The organism is Haloferax sp. ATCC BAA-644 (assembly GCF_000336975.1).
GTDB lineage: Archaea > Halobacteriota > Halobacteria > Halobacteriales > Haloferacaceae > Haloferax > Haloferax volcanii.
In genome coordinates this window covers 16,169-30,932 of sequence record NZ_AOLF01000037.1, presented here as the reverse complement: position 1 = coordinate 30,932, position 14,764 = coordinate 16,169, and the positions used below count along the sequence as shown (strand labels likewise).

Below are 14,764 nucleotides of genomic sequence, written 5' to 3'. Positions count from 1 at the left end.
TTTCGAGGGACTGACAGGTGACGGCGAAACGCGCTCGGCGGGGAACTATTTTTATACGAGTGCTTGGTATCAAGTTCCATGGCTGCGGACGCATACGCGTTGGCCGGAGTGACCGAGACGCTGACCGAAGCGGCGGCCGCGGAGGGCATCGCGGACTACGTCGAGTTCCGGATGGACGGGGCGTCCACCCCGCTCGACGCGCTCGACGAGTACGACGGGTCGGTCCCGCTCATCGTCTCGAACCGGCCGGAGTGGGCCGGTGGAACCGCCGCCGAGTCCGACCGGCTGGAGACCCTCGCGGCCGCCGCCGCGTTCGACGCCGTCGAGATGGTCGACGTGGAACTGCGGACGATTCGTGAGTGCGGATGGCTCCGAGACGAACTGCGCGAGCAGGGCGTCGAACTCATCGTCTCCCACTACGACCGCCACGAGAAACCCCAGAAATCAGAGCTTTTGCAGATAGTATCAGAGTGCAATAACTACGGCGACGTGGCGAAACTCGTCGTCACCGCCGAGGAGAAAACCGACTCGCTCGCGCTGTTGCAGTCGTTCAATACCGCCTCCGAACGGGGGATGCGAGTTACCGGCTACGCGCTGGGCGAAATCGGCCGTCACACCCGAGTCATCGGCGTGTTCTACGGTGCGTCCATCGCCTATGCACCCATCGTCAGCGACGAGCGCGCTCCGAACGACATCGACCTCGGAAAGCTGTCGAACCTCGTCGAGTGGGTCTCTACGGCCCGGTGAGCCCGTCGAGTCGGGAACGGCGAATCGACGGGTCGACCGCGCCGAACCGGGCGGTTCGCCCACGGAATCGTCCGCGACTGTCGGTGTGTCGGACCGGCCCGACGCGGGAGTGTTGTACCGACGAGACGTTAATAATATCAGATATAGTGTAACCAAAGAAATCAGAGATATCTCGACCGGATAGGGCCGACTCGTCCGGGCGAGACGCCGTTCGAGTCGGGGTGGTCGCCCGGCCGGGCGACCGAACGACTCGACTGGGCGGCTCACCGACTGCGCGCGCCCACGTCGGTCGCCGGCAGACGCCGACTGCCGGTATCCGGTCGCCTCGTCGGAGAACAGATAGCCGAGCGTTGACGCCGAGCGCCGAAGGTTTCTCGTCAGTGTTCAAATTAGTGCCTCATAATCGTCGGCTCATAGCCGGTATCTTCGATGAATATTCCGGGGAAACCGCCGAAAACGGCGTCTCTCACCGCCTACGAGGGGGTGAGAACTCTTGCGTCGACAGCTAAGATTTATACGCGATGGGATGATAGGCGTTCACATGAAACTCGACGAGTCTGCACTGGCGGCAACAACAAACGACCTCACACGAGAGGTAGACGCACGAGGGGTGGCAGACCTCATCGAATTCCGAATGGACCAAGCGGACGACCCGCTCGAACAACTCGCCGCGTACGACGGCGAACTCCCGATAATCGCGACCAATCGCGCACGGTGGTTCGGGGGAAAGGCAAGCGACACCGGACGATTGGACGACCTGTTTTCCGCATCTCGGTACGACGCCGTGGAGTTCGTCGACATCGAACTCGAGACCGTCCGCGCCAAGGAGTGGCTGGCCCACGAGTTCCGCGAGAACGACGTGCAGCTCATCATCTCGCATCACGACTTCGATGAGACGCCCGACCGCGAGGTGCTCGACGCCATTATCGAGCAGTGCGCGGAGTTCGGTGACGTTGCGAAGGTGGCGGTGTACCCCCAAAACCAGCGCGACACGCTCACGCTCTTGGAGGCCGTCAACGACGCGACCAACCGCGGCATCGACGTGGCCGGTATCTCGATGGGCGAACTCGGGAGTCACACCCGCGTCATCGGCCATCTCTACGGGTCGAAGCTCGGCTACGCGCCCCTCCTCGCGGACGACAACGACTACGCGCCGGGGCAGATTCCGCTCGAAAAGCTCGCCTCGCTCATCGAACTCACGAAAAACGAGCGCGTCGACGGACGGGTCATCGACACGATTCGGAGCGAGGTGTCGGTGCCGAAGGAACTGACGCTCTCGGACTGACGACCCCGACTGTCGGCCGCTCGCCGTCAGCAGACTCGTTTCATCTCTTCTCGCCGCGGACTCGTACTCGTCGCCCGGCGTCAGTCGTCGAGTCGCTCGATATCCGTCAGCACCGCGCTCGCCGTTTCTGGACCGCCGGCCCCGCGCCCGGTGATGCCCAGTCGGCCGCAGTAGTCGGCTTCGATTTGGACGGCGTTTTCGGTCCCCGACGGGGCGACCGCCCCGTTTGCGGACACCAGTCGCGGGCCGACGCGGACCGAACCGTCCGCGACTTCGACGATGAGTCGAATCGTCTGGCCGTCTTCCTGCGCGAGGTCGAGCATCCCCCCCGAGAGCTCCTGAATCCCCTCGACCGCGGCGTCGTCGAGCGTGAACTCCGTCTCGCCCTCGGCGAGGACGTTGGCGACGATGACGCCCTTGAGCGCCGTGTCCGTGCCGTCGACGTCGAAGGTCGGGTCGGCCTCCGCGACGCCGAGGTCCTGCGCCTCCGCGAGGACGTGTTCGTAATCGAGTCCCTCGGCGGCCATCCGCGAGAGGACGAAGTTCGCCGTCCCGTTCAGCACGCCGTACACCGCCGACACGCGCGACGGGCTCACGTCCTCGATAGTCGAGAGGATGGGGAGCGCGCCGCCGACGGTCGCGCCGAAGCGGACGGTCCCCTCGCTTTCGGCTTCGAGCGCGCGCAGGTCGGCGTAGCGTTCTGCGACCGGGCCTTTGTTCGCGAGCACGACGTGGCGGTCGTCGGCCAGCGCCCGCTCGACGTGCGAAAAGCCGGGTTCGGCGTCACCGAGCGTCGTCGGCGTCGCCTCCACTAACACGTCGTAGTCGGCGTCGAACACCGCTCCGGGGTCCGCCCCGCCGACCACGCCGTCTTCTCGCTTCTTCGACAGCACCGCGTCGGCGTCGATGCCGTCGGCGTCGACGACGGCGCTGTCGGAGTCAGCGAACGCGGTCACGACGTGGCCGTGTTCGGCGGCGAGTTCGACGACGGAGCTGCCGACCGCACCGGCACCGAGGACGCAGAGCCTCACGGGCGACCCCCCACAGTCAGCGGCTCGACGAGCTGGAGGTCCTTCTCGTCGGCGATGTCGCGCATGGCCGAGAGGACGTCTTCGGTCGACCCCGATTCGGCGGCCAGTTGGAAGCGGGCGCTGGAGACGTCGATAGAGCCGGCGGGTGCGGACAGCGAGATATCGGTGACGGTCGCGTTCCGCGTCGCCTCAATCTGCGTCAGCGTGTCCGAGAGATCCGTCTCGATGAGGTGACCCGAGAGGATGATAGTCAGGCGCTCGCTGTACCGCTCGGTGCCGGCCTGGATGACGTTGATGCCGGCGTCGCTCAGCCCCTCGACGATGTTGTCGAAACGGTCGGGCGTCGCCTCGATGTCGACTTCCACCGGGATGTAGCCGCGCGGGGTGACGTTGCCGCGCTCGTGGAAAATCGAGAGGAGGTTCCCCCCGTGTTCGGCGATGGGTTGCAGCGACCGCAGGAGTTCGCCGGGCTCGTCGACCAGTTCGAGTCGAAGCGTGTACGCCTGCACGTCGTTGTGGACCTCACTCATCTGTCCAACACCGTACTAACGCGTCGTTCATTGTCGAAGTTCGTTCGAGCACACCCATATACGTATTGCGTTCGAACGGGTCGGGCACCGGCCCCGGGCGCGGCCGTCGCCCCGTCTGCTGTGAGAGAGTCATCGCTGAGGGTTCGCCGTACGCGCGTCGGCCCGAAATGTGCACAGGTTCGCTACAAAGATTACCGCGCTGGGAGGCCGACCCGTGAATGGAGAGGTTCATATAATACACAATAGTATATCGGAGAGAATTCGGGAGGGGTTTTTGAGAAATCTAAGTTCGAAGACACCAGTCGCGAATTTACACTACTTATTTCGGTTACACAGTGTATTGGAGACCCGATAGAGCTTGTCCAAAACTCAATTCGAGAGAACCAAACGCCGCTCGTCTTCTGTCCCTTTGTTGTGTCTGTTAGGAGCAGTACTATCTGCTGGACTCTGAGACGATGCACAGACAATAGTTAACAGCTCACACAGCGTAGAGTTTGGTGTATCCGCCGCCGGCGGTAAGCGAGAACGCTGCGGTCTGCGGACGGGTGCGACGGAGCGGAGAGAACAAGAATGGCATCAGCAAGCACACCGACACCGACGCCGACCGGGAACGAGCGACTCGCTCGACGCTTCCCGGAGGAAGTCGCGAGCGAGGGGAACGTCGGTCTCATCGACGAGATTTGCACCGCGGACGTTATCGACCACAGTCCGCTCGGGGAGGTCCGCGGACGCGACGAACTCAAAGCCCAGATTTCGGGACTCCGAGAGTCTTTTTCGGATTTCTCGGCCACGGTCGAAGACGCGATTACAGAGGGCGACACGGTCGCCATGCGCGTCACGCTCCGCGGGACCCACGACGGCGCGTTCATGGGTATCGAACCGACCGGGAAGACCATCGAGGTCGGCAACATGGTGTTCACCCGCATCGAAGACGGCGTGATTGCCGAGCGGTGGGTCCAACCGGACATGCTCGGCATGCTCACGCAACTCGGCGCTGTCGAACTGCCTACGGCGTGAGACGCGCCGAGACCGATATGTTCTGCGCGGCGACCGCGCGGCTCGACGGATGAGAAGGAAGAGCGCGGACGACCGGGCACCCGCCCGCACTCCACGGACACTGGGGAAAAACCTCCCCTGTATACGCAACCCAAGTGCAGGTATCTACCTGCAGTAGACGCGTACTACGTCCTCCGTTAAAACATTTTTCAAATGTCATATGCTGCGTGTGTTCAGAACGCACGCCTGGCGGCCGAACGGTCAGCCGTCGAACGTCGAAAGGCGGCGGCGCTCCTGTGCGAGGATTCGCTCCCAGTAGTCGAACAGGATGCTGTCGAGGTCGTACACGTCGGCGATGCGGCGGACCCACTCGTCGTCCGAAAACAGCAGTCGTTGGAAGCTCCGCACGTCGGGGTCGAGTTCCTCCCGCCGGCCGGCGTAGTAGGCGACGGTCTGCTCGCGGGTCCGCTCGACCAACAGCGGCGGGACGAAGATGCCCGACTCACGGGCGACGTAGGTGAACCACTCCAGATGGAGGACGGCGTCGGCGAGGACGAACCGCTCGGTGAAGCCGTCGACGCACGCCGTCGCGGGGCGGCCGTCGACGTACACGTCTTCGGGGCGGGAGAACCGCGGCACCGACAGGTGCGGGAGGTCGTCGGCGTACTGCTCGGCGACCCGCCGGAGTCGGTAGTCGGCGTAGGCGCACGGGGCCGCGAGGCCGAGTTCGTACCACAACGGCATCCACTGACAGAACGGGTCGCAGAACGCCGCGTCGGCCAGTAGATCTGCGGCGACGGAGCGGGCGAGGTCCGGGGGCAGGTCGGTTCGCCCCGCGCGCATGGCGTCCGTCGCGCGGACCACCCGCGACTCGAAGTCGCCGACGCGAAAGCCCATGCCCGCGGCCACGTCGTGGACGTACTCGGCACCGATTCGGTACCAGTCTGCGAAGTCGGCGGGCCGGCGGAGTCGAAGGAGGCGCAAAACGGTCACAGGGGAGCTACGGGCGACGGCGGTTTGGCTCTGTCCCCGCTCCGCGTCGGCGGCCGCGACGCGAGTGCGGCAGCTACCGCCGGTCGAACGAGAGCGCGAGCGGCGTCTCGTTGCGCAGGTTGTCGCTGACCGGGCAGCGCGCTTCGACCGCGGCGAGCCACGCGTCGATGGTTTCGGCGTCGGCGTCGACGTCGGCGGTGACCGCGACGCGAATCTCCTGGTAGCCGGCGCGGCCGTCCTCGCGCTTGCCCATGAACGTCGCGGGGTTCAGGTCGCCCTCGATGGCGATTTCGAGGTCGCGAACGTCGAGGTCCATCTCGCGGGCGACGACGTGAGCCGTGACGTTCAGACAGCCGGCGAGCGCACCGAGGACGTACTCGACGGGGTTCGGGCCGGCGTTCGCCCCGCCCAGCGATTCGGGCTCGTCGACGACGAACTCGAAGTCGCGGACGGAGACGCGGGTCTCGGTCGGTGATTCGGCCGCCGCAGCGACGGCGAACGTCAGGGGTTGGTTCTGGGTCTGGGATTTCTCGGCGGACATACCTAGAGAGAGACACCGCAGAGCGATAGCCACAGAAGACGGTTCTCAACCGTCGAGAAGCGTGTCAGCGACTGTCCGGGCCGGCGTCTATCGCGGCCGACTCGTCGGCGTCGTCCGCCAGCACGTCGTCGAGCCCCCACTCCGACGCCCTCGCGCGGGCCTCCTCCCGGGCCTCGGACCGAATCTCCTCGATGGCGTCGGCGTCGGCGAGGAACGCTTCGACCGCGCTCTGGTCGCGGCTCTCCTCGCGGCGCGCGGCGGGGGCGGCGTCGAGGGTCTCTGTCGCCAACCGCTCGTCGCCGGCGAGGACGCGGGCCGGCTCGCCCGGCGGGACGCGGAACTCCTCGACCCCGTGGGCGTCCGCGAGCTCCGCGGCGTCGACGGCGTGGACCGCGGCGCGGGTCGGGCCGGTGACGGCGAACCCCTCCAGCCCGTCGCGGCCGCCGACCTCGCGTTCCGTGTCGTAGGCGAGGACGGGAACTCCGTCTTCGAACGTGACGACGCCGCGGGTGGTCTCGCCGAGCAGGAGCGCGTCCTGCGGCTCGAAGACGACGTAGCCGGTGAGTTCCTCGTCGAGCACCGTCCGAAGCACCGCCGCCGCGTCGTCGACGACGCGCGACCGATGGAGTTCGCCCCGCGGGATTCTCATATTCGCTCGGGGACGACGGCGCTTTTGAACCGCTCTGCGACCTCGCGGCCGTCGCCGTCGCGCACGTCGAGTCGGGCGGCCGCCTCGCGGAAGGCGTCGGCGGCCGGGTCGTCGGGGGCGTGCGCGAGGAGAGGTTTTCCCTCGCGGCGGGCCGCGCGGACCGCGTCGCTCTCGGGGACCGACGCGAGCGTCTGTCCCCCGAAGTAGCGGCCGGCCTGCTCGGCGATTGTCTCCACGTTCTCGTCGGGGCGCACGCGGTTGAACACCACGCCCGCGGTGTCTGTGCCGTAGGAGTGGGCGTACTCCTGGACTTTCAGCCCGTCGGACAGAGACGGCACGGTGGGCTGGAGGACGACGACGATGCGGTCCGCGAGGACGACGGGGAGCACCGCGCTCTTCGAGCCGAGCGCGGCGGGCGAATCGAGGAGCAACACGTCCGTGTCGGCCGCGAGCTCGGCGACCACGTCGCGGAGGCGACCCGGGTCCGCGGCCTCGAACGCCGCGAGACTCGTGCCGCAGGGGACGACCGACAGCCCGAACCGCTCGTACACCGCCTCGGACACCGCGGCGTCGCGCTCGTCGACGAGTAAGTCGTGGAGCGTCACGTCGGCGTCGTCCAACCCGGCGTGGAAAAGTAGGTTCGCCATGCCCGTGTCCGCGTCGATTACGGTCACGTCGTACTCCTCGGCGAGCGCCATCCCCAGCGCGAGCGTACTCGTCGTCTTCCCGGTGCCGCCCTTCCCGCTGGCGACGGCGAACGCCTCGACCATGCCCCCACGTGCCCGGCGATTTCGCATAAGTGTTCGGAACGGGGGTGGACGCGCGCCGACGGACATCGTGTCAACTAGTAACAAGCATTAATAGTGAGGCCAACAGTGTGTGAAACGACCACCGATGTTCAGAATTGCCATCCAATCGTTCGCTTTCGCAGTCGAGGATTCGACGTTCGCGGTGTACGCGACCCTCCTCACCATCGCGTTCATCGTGTACCTGAATCGGTGACGGCGGTTCGAATCGCGGCGCGCAACCGAGTTCCGCGGCCCCATCCGGGACGGAACTGCGACCGTCGGCTGGCGTCGGCTCGGCGGCGAGTCGTCGGTGAGTCGGCGTTCGCGTCCCGGCGAGCGCGTCGGTGGGTGACGCGGTTGCTCAGGTCGCCTCGGCGAGCGCGTCGAGCAGGCGGTCGTTCTCGTCCGGGCGGCGGACGCTGATTCTGACGTGTGAGTCGAGGCCCTGATAGTCGCGGGCGTCGCGGACGGCGAAGCCGCGCCGTCGGGTCTCGCGGAGTACGCGGTCGACATCGTCGGCGCAGAACAACACGAGCGCGCTGTCGGCGGGGTGCGGGTCGTAGCCGAGTCGGTCCAGCCCCGCAATCACCCTCGGGCGCTCCCGTTCGACCCGGTCGCGAGTCGCTTCGAGGAAGGCGTCCTGTTCGAGACAGAACGTCGCGACCTCCACCGCGGGGGCCGACAGCACCCACGTACAGCGCGCCCGCGAGAGCCGGTCGCCGAGGTCGCCCGCCGCGGCCGCGAAGCCCGCGCGGAGCGAGGGGACGCCGAAGACGTTCGTCACCGAGTGGAGCGCGATAACGCCGTCGAGGCCGGCCGTGCTCGGGAGGCGCGTGAAGCCGAGGTACGTCTCGTCGACGATGACGGGCGTATCGCCCCGGCGGCAGTCGTCGATGAACGCCCGAAGCTCGTCTCGCGGGTACGCGGTCCCGACCGGGTTGGCGGGATAGCTGAGAATCACCGCCGCGTGCTCGGCGGGGTCGACGGTTTCGAGGAGGCGGTCGTGCGGAACGTGGACCGGTTCGCCCCCCTGGAGCCGGATTTCGCGGGCGTACTCGCCGCAGCAAGGTGCCGGAAGCGCCACGCTGTCGCCGGGCGAGACGGTCACGCCGGCGGCGAGTCGGAGCGCTTCGATGACGCCAGCGGCGGGGATAACCTCGTCGGGGTTGCAGCCGACGAACTCCGCGGCGGCGACGCGGAACCGCGAGTAGTCGTCCAGCGAGTCCCGCCGCGCCGTGGCGAGCGCCGATTCGTAGACGCCGGCGAGGCCGGGCGGGCGTTCCGGGTTCGAGCCGGTGCTGAAATCGACCAGCGAGTGGTCGGCGGTCCCGCCGTGAGTCACATGGTCGACGTCGGAAACGGAACCGGGGTCCATACCGACCTGCTAGCTACCAACCATAATCAAGGCTTCTCCGGGGACCACTTAGCTACCACCGTGGATTCCTCGGCCGGAAACGCGTTTCGCCGGCAGTTCTCAAACCGGAGCGACGGTCGCGCGGTCGTCGGCGACGACGCCGTAGTTCGCCTCGTCGACGCCCCGCGGTATCGGCTCGGCGTCGTACCGTGAACCGAGGCTCGCGAGCACCGCGTCGCGGACGCAGACCCGGACCGCGTTGCCGACCTCGGTCGCGCTCCCCGAGAACGTCGCCGGGTCGCCGGCGGGGTCGCACGCGGCGACGACCGCGTCGGTCGTCGTCCCCGGTGCGCCGCAGCGCGCGAGGAGCGTCGCCGCCTTCGCCTCGGCGGCCACGGCGACGAGGTTCGCGAGCGCGCCCGGCTCCAGCGACCGTGTCGTCCCGACGAAGACGTTGACCGTTCCGACCGGGTCGTCTCGGTCGTCTCGGTCGTCGTCGGCCGCCGCGTCAGGCGCGTCCGACGCGTCGCCCCACTCGCGCGGGTCGTCGTCTATCGGGAGTTCCGCCGGATTCGACACGCCCGCGGTGGCGACGACTTCGACCGGGCCGAACCGGGCGCGTCGGGCGTGTTCCTGCCCGACGCCCGTCAGGAGCGTCGGCCCGCGCTCGTCGAAGCCGGCCGCCGAGAGCCGCCGCTCGACGTACGCGTCGAGGTCCGTCTCGGGCCACCCCTCGGGGACGGTGACGTTGAACGCGGCGTCGGCCCGCGACTCGCCGCCGGCGTAGCCCGTCGAGAGCCAGCGCGTGTTCGGACGGGTCAGCCGACAGACGCCGTCGCGGCGCGTCGCCTCAAACATCGTCGGCGGCGGCGGCGAGCGCCCGGAGCAGTTCGTCGTTCTCGTCGGGGCGTTTCACCGCGACGCGGACGTGCGAGTCGAGCGTCGGAAACGTCGTCGCGTCCCGGACGGCGACCCCGCGGTCGCGGGCGGTCTCGACCACCGCGTCGACGTCGCGGTCGCCGACATCAACGAGGAGAAACGGCGCGTCCGACGGGGACACCGCAAAGGCCTCGGACAGCGTCTCGCGAAGTCGCTCGCGTTCGGTCGCGACGCGCGATCGCGTTCGCGAGACGAACTCGGCGTCGTCCATGCAGTACGCGCCGACGGCGGCCGCGGGCGTCGAGAGCGACCACGCCCGCCGGGCGACGGCGAGTCGGTCGCCGAGGTCGCCGGTGGCGACGGCGAACCCGGCGCGGATGCCCGGCAGTCCGAACATCTTCGTCAGCGACCGGGCGACGACGACGCCGGGTTCGCCCGCGAGGCTCGGTTCGTCGGTGAAATCGAGGAACGCCTCGTCGACGACGAGAGCCGTGTCGGCCTCGCGGCAGCGCGCCGCGAACGCCCGGAGGTCGGCGGCGGGCGCGAGTTCGCCCGTCGGGTTGTTCGGGGTGCAGACGACCGCGACCGCGTGGTCCGCGGGGTCGGCGTCGAGAATCGCGTCGTGGGCGACCGCGACCGGCTCCGCCCCTTGCAGGCGAATCTCGCGGTCGTACTCCCCGAAGCTCGGTTCGGGGACGAGCGCGGTGTCGCCCGGCGAGAGCGTCACTTCGAACGCGAGTCGCAGGGCTTCGAGGCCGCCGGCGGTCGGCACGACCGCCTCGGGGACACAGCCGACGTAGTCGCCGGCGGCCGCCCGGAAGTCGGCGTAGTCGTCGTCGGGGTAGCGAGTCGAGGCGTCGAACGCCTCGCGGTACACCGCCTCGACGCCATCGGGACGCTCGGGGTTGGTGTTCGCGCTGAAGTCGAGGACGGTCGGGTCGGTGGTGCCGCCGTGGGGGACGCGGCTCCCCGCCCGGACGGACTCAGGGTCCATCGTCGATGTCTGCGTCGGCATCGACGCCGCCAGCGTCGGCTCCGCCGGCGTCGGCCGCCGCGGTTCCGGTTCCGGTTCCGGCCTCGACGGCATCGGGGTCCAGCGTCGAGAGCGCGTCGAGCGTGGCCGCCTCCACGTCGTCGAGGACGCCCATCCGGTCGGCGAGCATGAGCGCGCCGCCCATGCCCGCGCCCTCCTTGGCCTCGCCCGCGGCGTAGCGGTCCAGCGGGTGCGTCTCGAAGCCGGGGTCGGTGACGGTCAGTTCGAGGTCGAACGCCTCGGCGGCGTCGGCCAACTCGGGCACGTCCTCAGCGAGGTACGATGTCGTTGCGAGCGTCAGGTCGCCGTTCGCGCCGGCGTGGCGAGCGAGCGCGGCGGCCGCGAGCAGTTGGGTCCCGCCGCCGAGCGTCACGTCGACGCCGCTTTCGAGCGCGCCGACGGTGAGGCCAGCGACGACCGGAAGCACCGGGTCGCCGAGGTAGCGAGCGGCGCGCCGGGGTTTGTGGGCCGCGAAGCCGGGTTCGACATCGCTGGCTTCGAACGCCTCGGCGACGACCTCCTCTTTCAGGCTCGTCGGGTTGTCCGGGAGCGACGACGAGACGGGGAACTCCTCGCCGAGCGCGCGGAACACGGCGAGCGCGGTGGTCGTCCCGCCGGGGACGGTCTCACCGATGACGAGTTCGTCTTCGGGGAGCGCGAGGCCCATCCGCCGGGCCGCCTCGAACGCCCCGGGCGCGGTCGGGACCGGTTCGCTCTCGCGGATGTCGCGGCCGGGCCGCGCGCCCACGTCGATGGTCGGCGCGGCGCTCGGCTTGGCGAGGCCGGCGTCCACGGTGAGCACGTCGAAGCCGGTGAGCTGCTTGACGGCGCGGGTGACGGCCGCGGGCGTCGGACAGCCCGTCGGACTGACCGGCGTCACCGGCGAGCGGACCGGCTCGCCGTACTCGATGATTTCGGCGTCCGCGCTCGGCGTGTGGCCGACGAGCGACGGCTCCGCGCCGGCGGCGCTGATGCCGGGAATCTTCGCCGTCTCGGTCGTACCGGCGACGAGGACTACTCGCATCGGTCCTCCGCGAGCGCGATGTCTGTCGGGCGGTTCACGTTGAGTGCGAGTCTGGTGTCTGTGGAGAGGTACATGGTCGAATCGGTGTCTGTGTCTGCGTCGGTGTCGGTGTCAGTAGGGGTTCTCGCCTCAGCGTCCGCGGGGCCGACGACGCCCAGCCCGGTCGGACAGACGGCGGTCCCCTCGTGGTCGAACACGAGCGCGTCGTCGACGCTGGCTCCGAGGTCGCGCTTCAGTTCGACGGGGACGCACGCGGTGGCGGCCCCGCCGTCCGCGGCCGCGACGACCGCATCGACGTGTTCGGGAGCGACGAGCGGCAGGTCGGAGACGACGGTGACGACCGGCCGCCCAACGCGGTCTAACGCGAACCCGAGGTCGGAGACGTAGCCGTCACCGGGGGCCTCGATGGGGTCGAGACCGAGGTCGGCGGCGCGGTCGCGGGTGTTCGGCGTGTGCGGCGAGGTGACCGCGCGGACGGTCTCGACGCTCGATTCGCGGAGCGCCGCCGCGACCCGGTCGAGCATGGGCCGCCCGCAGATGTCCACGAGCGGCTTTTCGACCGGCGCGTCGAGGCGAGTGCCGCGGCCGCCGCACATCACGAGAGCGTCCACGTCACCACCCCCGCGTGGACGGCCGCGGCGCGGGCCAGTTCGTTCGTCGCGCCCAGCAGGTCGCCCGAGACGCCGCCGAGGCGGGCGCGACCCCACGAGCGAACGAGGAGCGCGACGACCGGCCCGCAGCAGAGCGCCGCGACGACGGCGGGGCCGCCCGTGGCCGGCGCGAGCGCGACGACCGGGAGACAGGCCGCGGCGACGGCGAGAAGTCCGGCGGGACTGTTCTCACCGACGAGCGCCGAGCCGAGTCCCTCGTGGGCGGGCGCGCCGAGACAGACCAGCGTCGCCATGCCGGCTTTCGCGCCGACCTCGGCGGCGAGCGCGATTGCGACGGCGGCCGTGAGGCCGACGCGACCGCCCGCACCGGCGAGGCCGAACGCCCCGAGCGCGAGGACGACGAGCGTCAGTCCGAACGCGAGCAGGCCGCCGACGCCCGTCTGCGAATCCTTCAGGACCGACAGCCGGCGGTCGGCGTCGCCGTGGACGACCGCGGCGTCGCCGAGGTCCGCGAGGCCGTCGGCGTGGGTGACGCCCGTCACGAGATACAGCGTCACGAGGTACAGCGCGGCCGCGGTCGGAATCGGCAGCGGGACCACGAGCGGGAGCGCGGCCAGCGCGCCGACGACGTAGCCGGCGAGCGGGAACGCCACGGGCGCGCGCCTGAAGGCGTCCCAGTTCGCCTCGTCGCCGCCGACGGGGAGGCGGGTGAGAAAGCCGAGCGCGCCGCGGAGGGCGGTCAGAACCACGCGACCACCCCCGCGGCGGCGAACGCGAGGAGGCCGGCCCGCGAAACGAGTCGGACGCCCCGCGCGGCGGTCGCCGCGTCGGGGGGCTCGGGACCCCCGTCGAGCAGGTAGTGCCCGGGCTTTTCCAGTCGCGTTTCCAGCAGGACCGCGAGGGTCGCCATCGGCCACCCCGAGTTGGGCGACGACGGTCGCCGCGCCAACTCACCGACCCGCGTCACCGTGGCCGGCGCGCCGGCGACGACGGCCAGCAAGACGGCCGAGACGCGCGCCGGAAGCCACATCACCGCGTCGTCGAGGCGGGCCGGGGCGCGGCCGACCGGCTTGTGTCGGTAGCCGAGCATCGAATCGAGCGTGTTGACCCCCTTCACCCACGCGGCCGCGCCGACCGCGAGCGGGAGCGAGACGGGCGCGAAGAGCGTAAACGCGAGCAAGGGGGCGACGAGGCCGTCGGCGAGGTTCTCGGCGGCGCTCTCGACGGCGGCGCTCCGGATATCGGCCGCCGACAGCGACGACGGGTCGCGCCCGGCCAGCGCCCGGAGTTCGTACCGGGCGGTATCGAGGTCGGATTCGTCCGCCGTAGCCGAGACGACCGTGTCCGCCGCGTCGAGCAACATGCGAAGGCTCGTGGTCGAAAACAGCGCGACCGCGGCGATGGCCGCGCCAAGCCACGGCGAGACGAGCGTCGCACCCCACGTCGCGCCCGCGGTGACGCCCGCGGCGAGCGCCGGAAGCGCGACGGCCGCGACCCCGCCGACGAGCGTCGGACGGGACCACTCGCGGTCGACGGGCGAGACGAGTCGACCGAGCAGCGCGACCGGGTGGACGCGCGCCGGCGGTTCGGCGAATCCTCGGTCCAGCGCCGCGGCGGCGACGACGGCGGCCGCGGCGGTCACGGGCACGGGTCCTCCCCGGCTCGCAGCCTCGCCGCGACCGATTCGAGCGTCGTCTCCCGGCGGTTCACGAACCGGCCGCCGACCGACTCGATGCCGCCGTCTGCGTCCGGGTCGTCGCCGACGTGGAGCAACTCGGCCGCGTCGACGCCGAGGCCGCGGGCCGCCGCCTCGAACGCCTGCGCGTGGGGCTTCCGCCAGCCGCAGGCGACGCTCGTCGTGATGTCGTCGAAGCCGCGTCTGTCGAGGTCCGAGCGGATGAGCGTCCGGGCGACGAGTTCGGGAACGGAACAGTTCGAGAGGAGGCCGACCGGGCCGGCCTCGCGGGCAGCCGCGACCGCTTCGACCGCGCCGGGACGGGTTGTCACCTCGGGGTCGAACGCCGTGATGACCGCGCGTCGGGCGGCGTTGTCCGGGGAGGCGACGCCCCGAGACCGGAGCGCCGCGGCGACGTGCGCCGGAAGCGGGACCTCCGCTCCCTCGGGCGCGTCGATGTGGACCTCGCGGTAGGCGTCGTCCCAGTCGTCGGGGACGGCGACGCCGTACTCGCGGAGCGCGTCCGCGACCGCCGAACCGGGGTCTGACGGGTACTCGGCGTCGACGAGCGTGCCGAAGAGGTCGAACGTGACTGCCACTAGAATTTCATTGGCGAAACTGTACTTGA

17 protein-coding genes are annotated in these 14,764 nt (G+C 69.7%); 3 read left to right on the top strand and 14 right to left on the bottom strand.

Annotated elements, in window-relative coordinates; translation table 11 throughout:
* The first annotated feature begins 78 nt into the window (after positions 1-78).
* Together C458_RS16295 and C458_RS16290 are read left to right on the top strand one after the other, a co-directional pair.
* Complete coding sequence (locus C458_RS16295; RefSeq protein ID WP_008577352.1) at positions 79-747, top strand: type I 3-dehydroquinate dehydratase; 669 nt, start codon at positions 79-81, stop codon at positions 745-747.
* A 610-nt stretch (positions 748-1,357) separates the two neighbouring features.
* A complete protein-coding gene (locus tag C458_RS16290) occupies positions 1,358-2,032 on the top strand; it encodes a type I 3-dehydroquinate dehydratase (protein WP_008578422.1) in 675 nt (224 codons plus the stop codon).
* A gap of 80 nt (positions 2,033-2,112) precedes the next feature.
* On the opposite strand, the gene C458_RS16285 is transcribed toward C458_RS16290, so the two are convergent.
* Positions 2,113-3,063 (bottom strand): homoserine dehydrogenase, encoded by a 951-nt coding sequence (locus C458_RS16285; RefSeq protein WP_008577350.1) that lies wholly within the window; start codon positions 3,061-3,063, stop codon positions 2,113-2,115.
* Entirely contained in the window at positions 3,060-3,593 is a 534-nt protein-coding gene (locus tag C458_RS16280) for an amino acid-binding protein (protein ID WP_008577349.1), read from the bottom strand. The genes C458_RS16285 and C458_RS16280 overlap by 4 nt, the downstream gene beginning before the upstream one ends.
* A 570-nt stretch (positions 3,594-4,163) precedes the next feature.
* Between C458_RS16280 and C458_RS16275 the strand changes: the two genes are divergently transcribed.
* Positions 4,164-4,610, top strand: a complete 447-nt coding sequence (locus tag C458_RS16275; protein ID WP_008577347.1) for an ester cyclase — start codon at positions 4,164-4,166, stop codon at positions 4,608-4,610.
* Positions 4,611-4,850: 240 nt separating this feature from the next.
* Here C458_RS16275 and C458_RS16270 read toward each other — a convergent pair whose 3' ends face one another.
* The 12 genes from C458_RS16270 to C458_RS16215 all read right to left on the bottom strand — a co-directional run bounded on the left by C458_RS16270 (position 4,851) and on the right by C458_RS16215 (position 14,735).
* A complete protein-coding gene (locus C458_RS16270; RefSeq protein ID WP_008577346.1) occupies positions 4,851-5,582 on the bottom strand; it encodes a hypothetical protein in 732 nt (243 codons plus the stop codon).
* A 73-nt stretch (positions 5,583-5,655) separates the two neighbouring features.
* Positions 5,656-6,123 (bottom strand): OsmC family protein, encoded by a 468-nt coding sequence (locus C458_RS16265; protein ID WP_008577345.1) that lies wholly within the window; start codon positions 6,121-6,123, stop codon positions 5,656-5,658.
* A gap of 64 nt (positions 6,124-6,187) precedes the next feature.
* Positions 6,188-6,772 carry a hypothetical protein gene (locus tag C458_RS16260; protein WP_008577344.1) on the bottom strand — a complete coding sequence of 195 codons (585 nt, stop codon included), beginning with the start codon at positions 6,770-6,772 and terminating at the stop codon, positions 6,188-6,190.
* Entirely contained in the window at positions 6,769-7,542 is a 774-nt protein-coding gene (locus C458_RS16255) for a P-loop NTPase (protein ID WP_008577343.1), read from the bottom strand. Before C458_RS16255 ends, C458_RS16260 begins: the two co-directional genes overlap by 4 nt.
* 379 nt (positions 7,543-7,921) lie before the next feature.
* Positions 7,922-8,935: a histidinol-phosphate transaminase gene (locus C458_RS16250; RefSeq protein WP_008577341.1), complete on the bottom strand. Its 1,014-nt coding sequence runs from the start codon at positions 8,933-8,935 to the stop codon at positions 7,922-7,924.
* Positions 8,936-9,034: 99 nt separating this feature from the next.
* On the bottom strand, positions 9,035-9,772 hold the full coding sequence (locus C458_RS16245) for an adenosylcobinamide amidohydrolase (RefSeq protein WP_008577340.1): 738 nt from the start codon (positions 9,770-9,772) through the stop codon (positions 9,035-9,037).
* On the bottom strand, positions 9,765-10,787 hold the full coding sequence (gene cobD / locus C458_RS16240) for a threonine-phosphate decarboxylase CobD (RefSeq protein ID WP_008577338.1): 1,023 nt from the start codon (positions 10,785-10,787) through the stop codon (positions 9,765-9,767). Before cobD ends, C458_RS16245 begins: the two co-directional genes overlap by 8 nt.
* Complete coding sequence (locus C458_RS16235; RefSeq protein ID WP_008577337.1) at positions 10,777-11,850, bottom strand: nicotinate-nucleotide--dimethylbenzimidazole phosphoribosyltransferase; 1,074 nt, start codon at positions 11,848-11,850, stop codon at positions 10,777-10,779. Before C458_RS16235 ends, cobD begins: the two co-directional genes overlap by 11 nt.
* Positions 11,841-12,446 carry a GTP--adenosylcobinamide-phosphate guanylyltransferase gene (locus C458_RS16230; RefSeq protein ID WP_008578425.1) on the bottom strand — a complete coding sequence of 202 codons (606 nt, stop codon included), beginning with the start codon at positions 12,444-12,446 and terminating at the stop codon, positions 11,841-11,843. Before C458_RS16230 ends, C458_RS16235 begins: the two co-directional genes overlap by 10 nt.
* Positions 12,446-13,210, bottom strand: a complete 765-nt coding sequence (gene cobS / locus C458_RS16225) for an adenosylcobinamide-GDP ribazoletransferase (protein WP_008577333.1) — start codon at positions 13,208-13,210, stop codon at positions 12,446-12,448. Before cobS ends, C458_RS16230 begins: the two co-directional genes overlap by 1 nt.
* Complete coding sequence (locus C458_RS16220) at positions 13,201-14,109, bottom strand: CobD/CbiB family cobalamin biosynthesis protein (RefSeq protein WP_008577331.1); 909 nt, start codon at positions 14,107-14,109, stop codon at positions 13,201-13,203. The genes cobS and C458_RS16220 overlap by 10 nt, the downstream gene beginning before the upstream one ends.
* Complete coding sequence (locus C458_RS16215) at positions 14,100-14,735, bottom strand: HAD family hydrolase (RefSeq protein WP_008577329.1); 636 nt, start codon at positions 14,733-14,735, stop codon at positions 14,100-14,102. The genes C458_RS16220 and C458_RS16215 overlap by 10 nt, the downstream gene beginning before the upstream one ends.
* Positions 14,736-14,764: the final 29 nt, after the last annotated feature.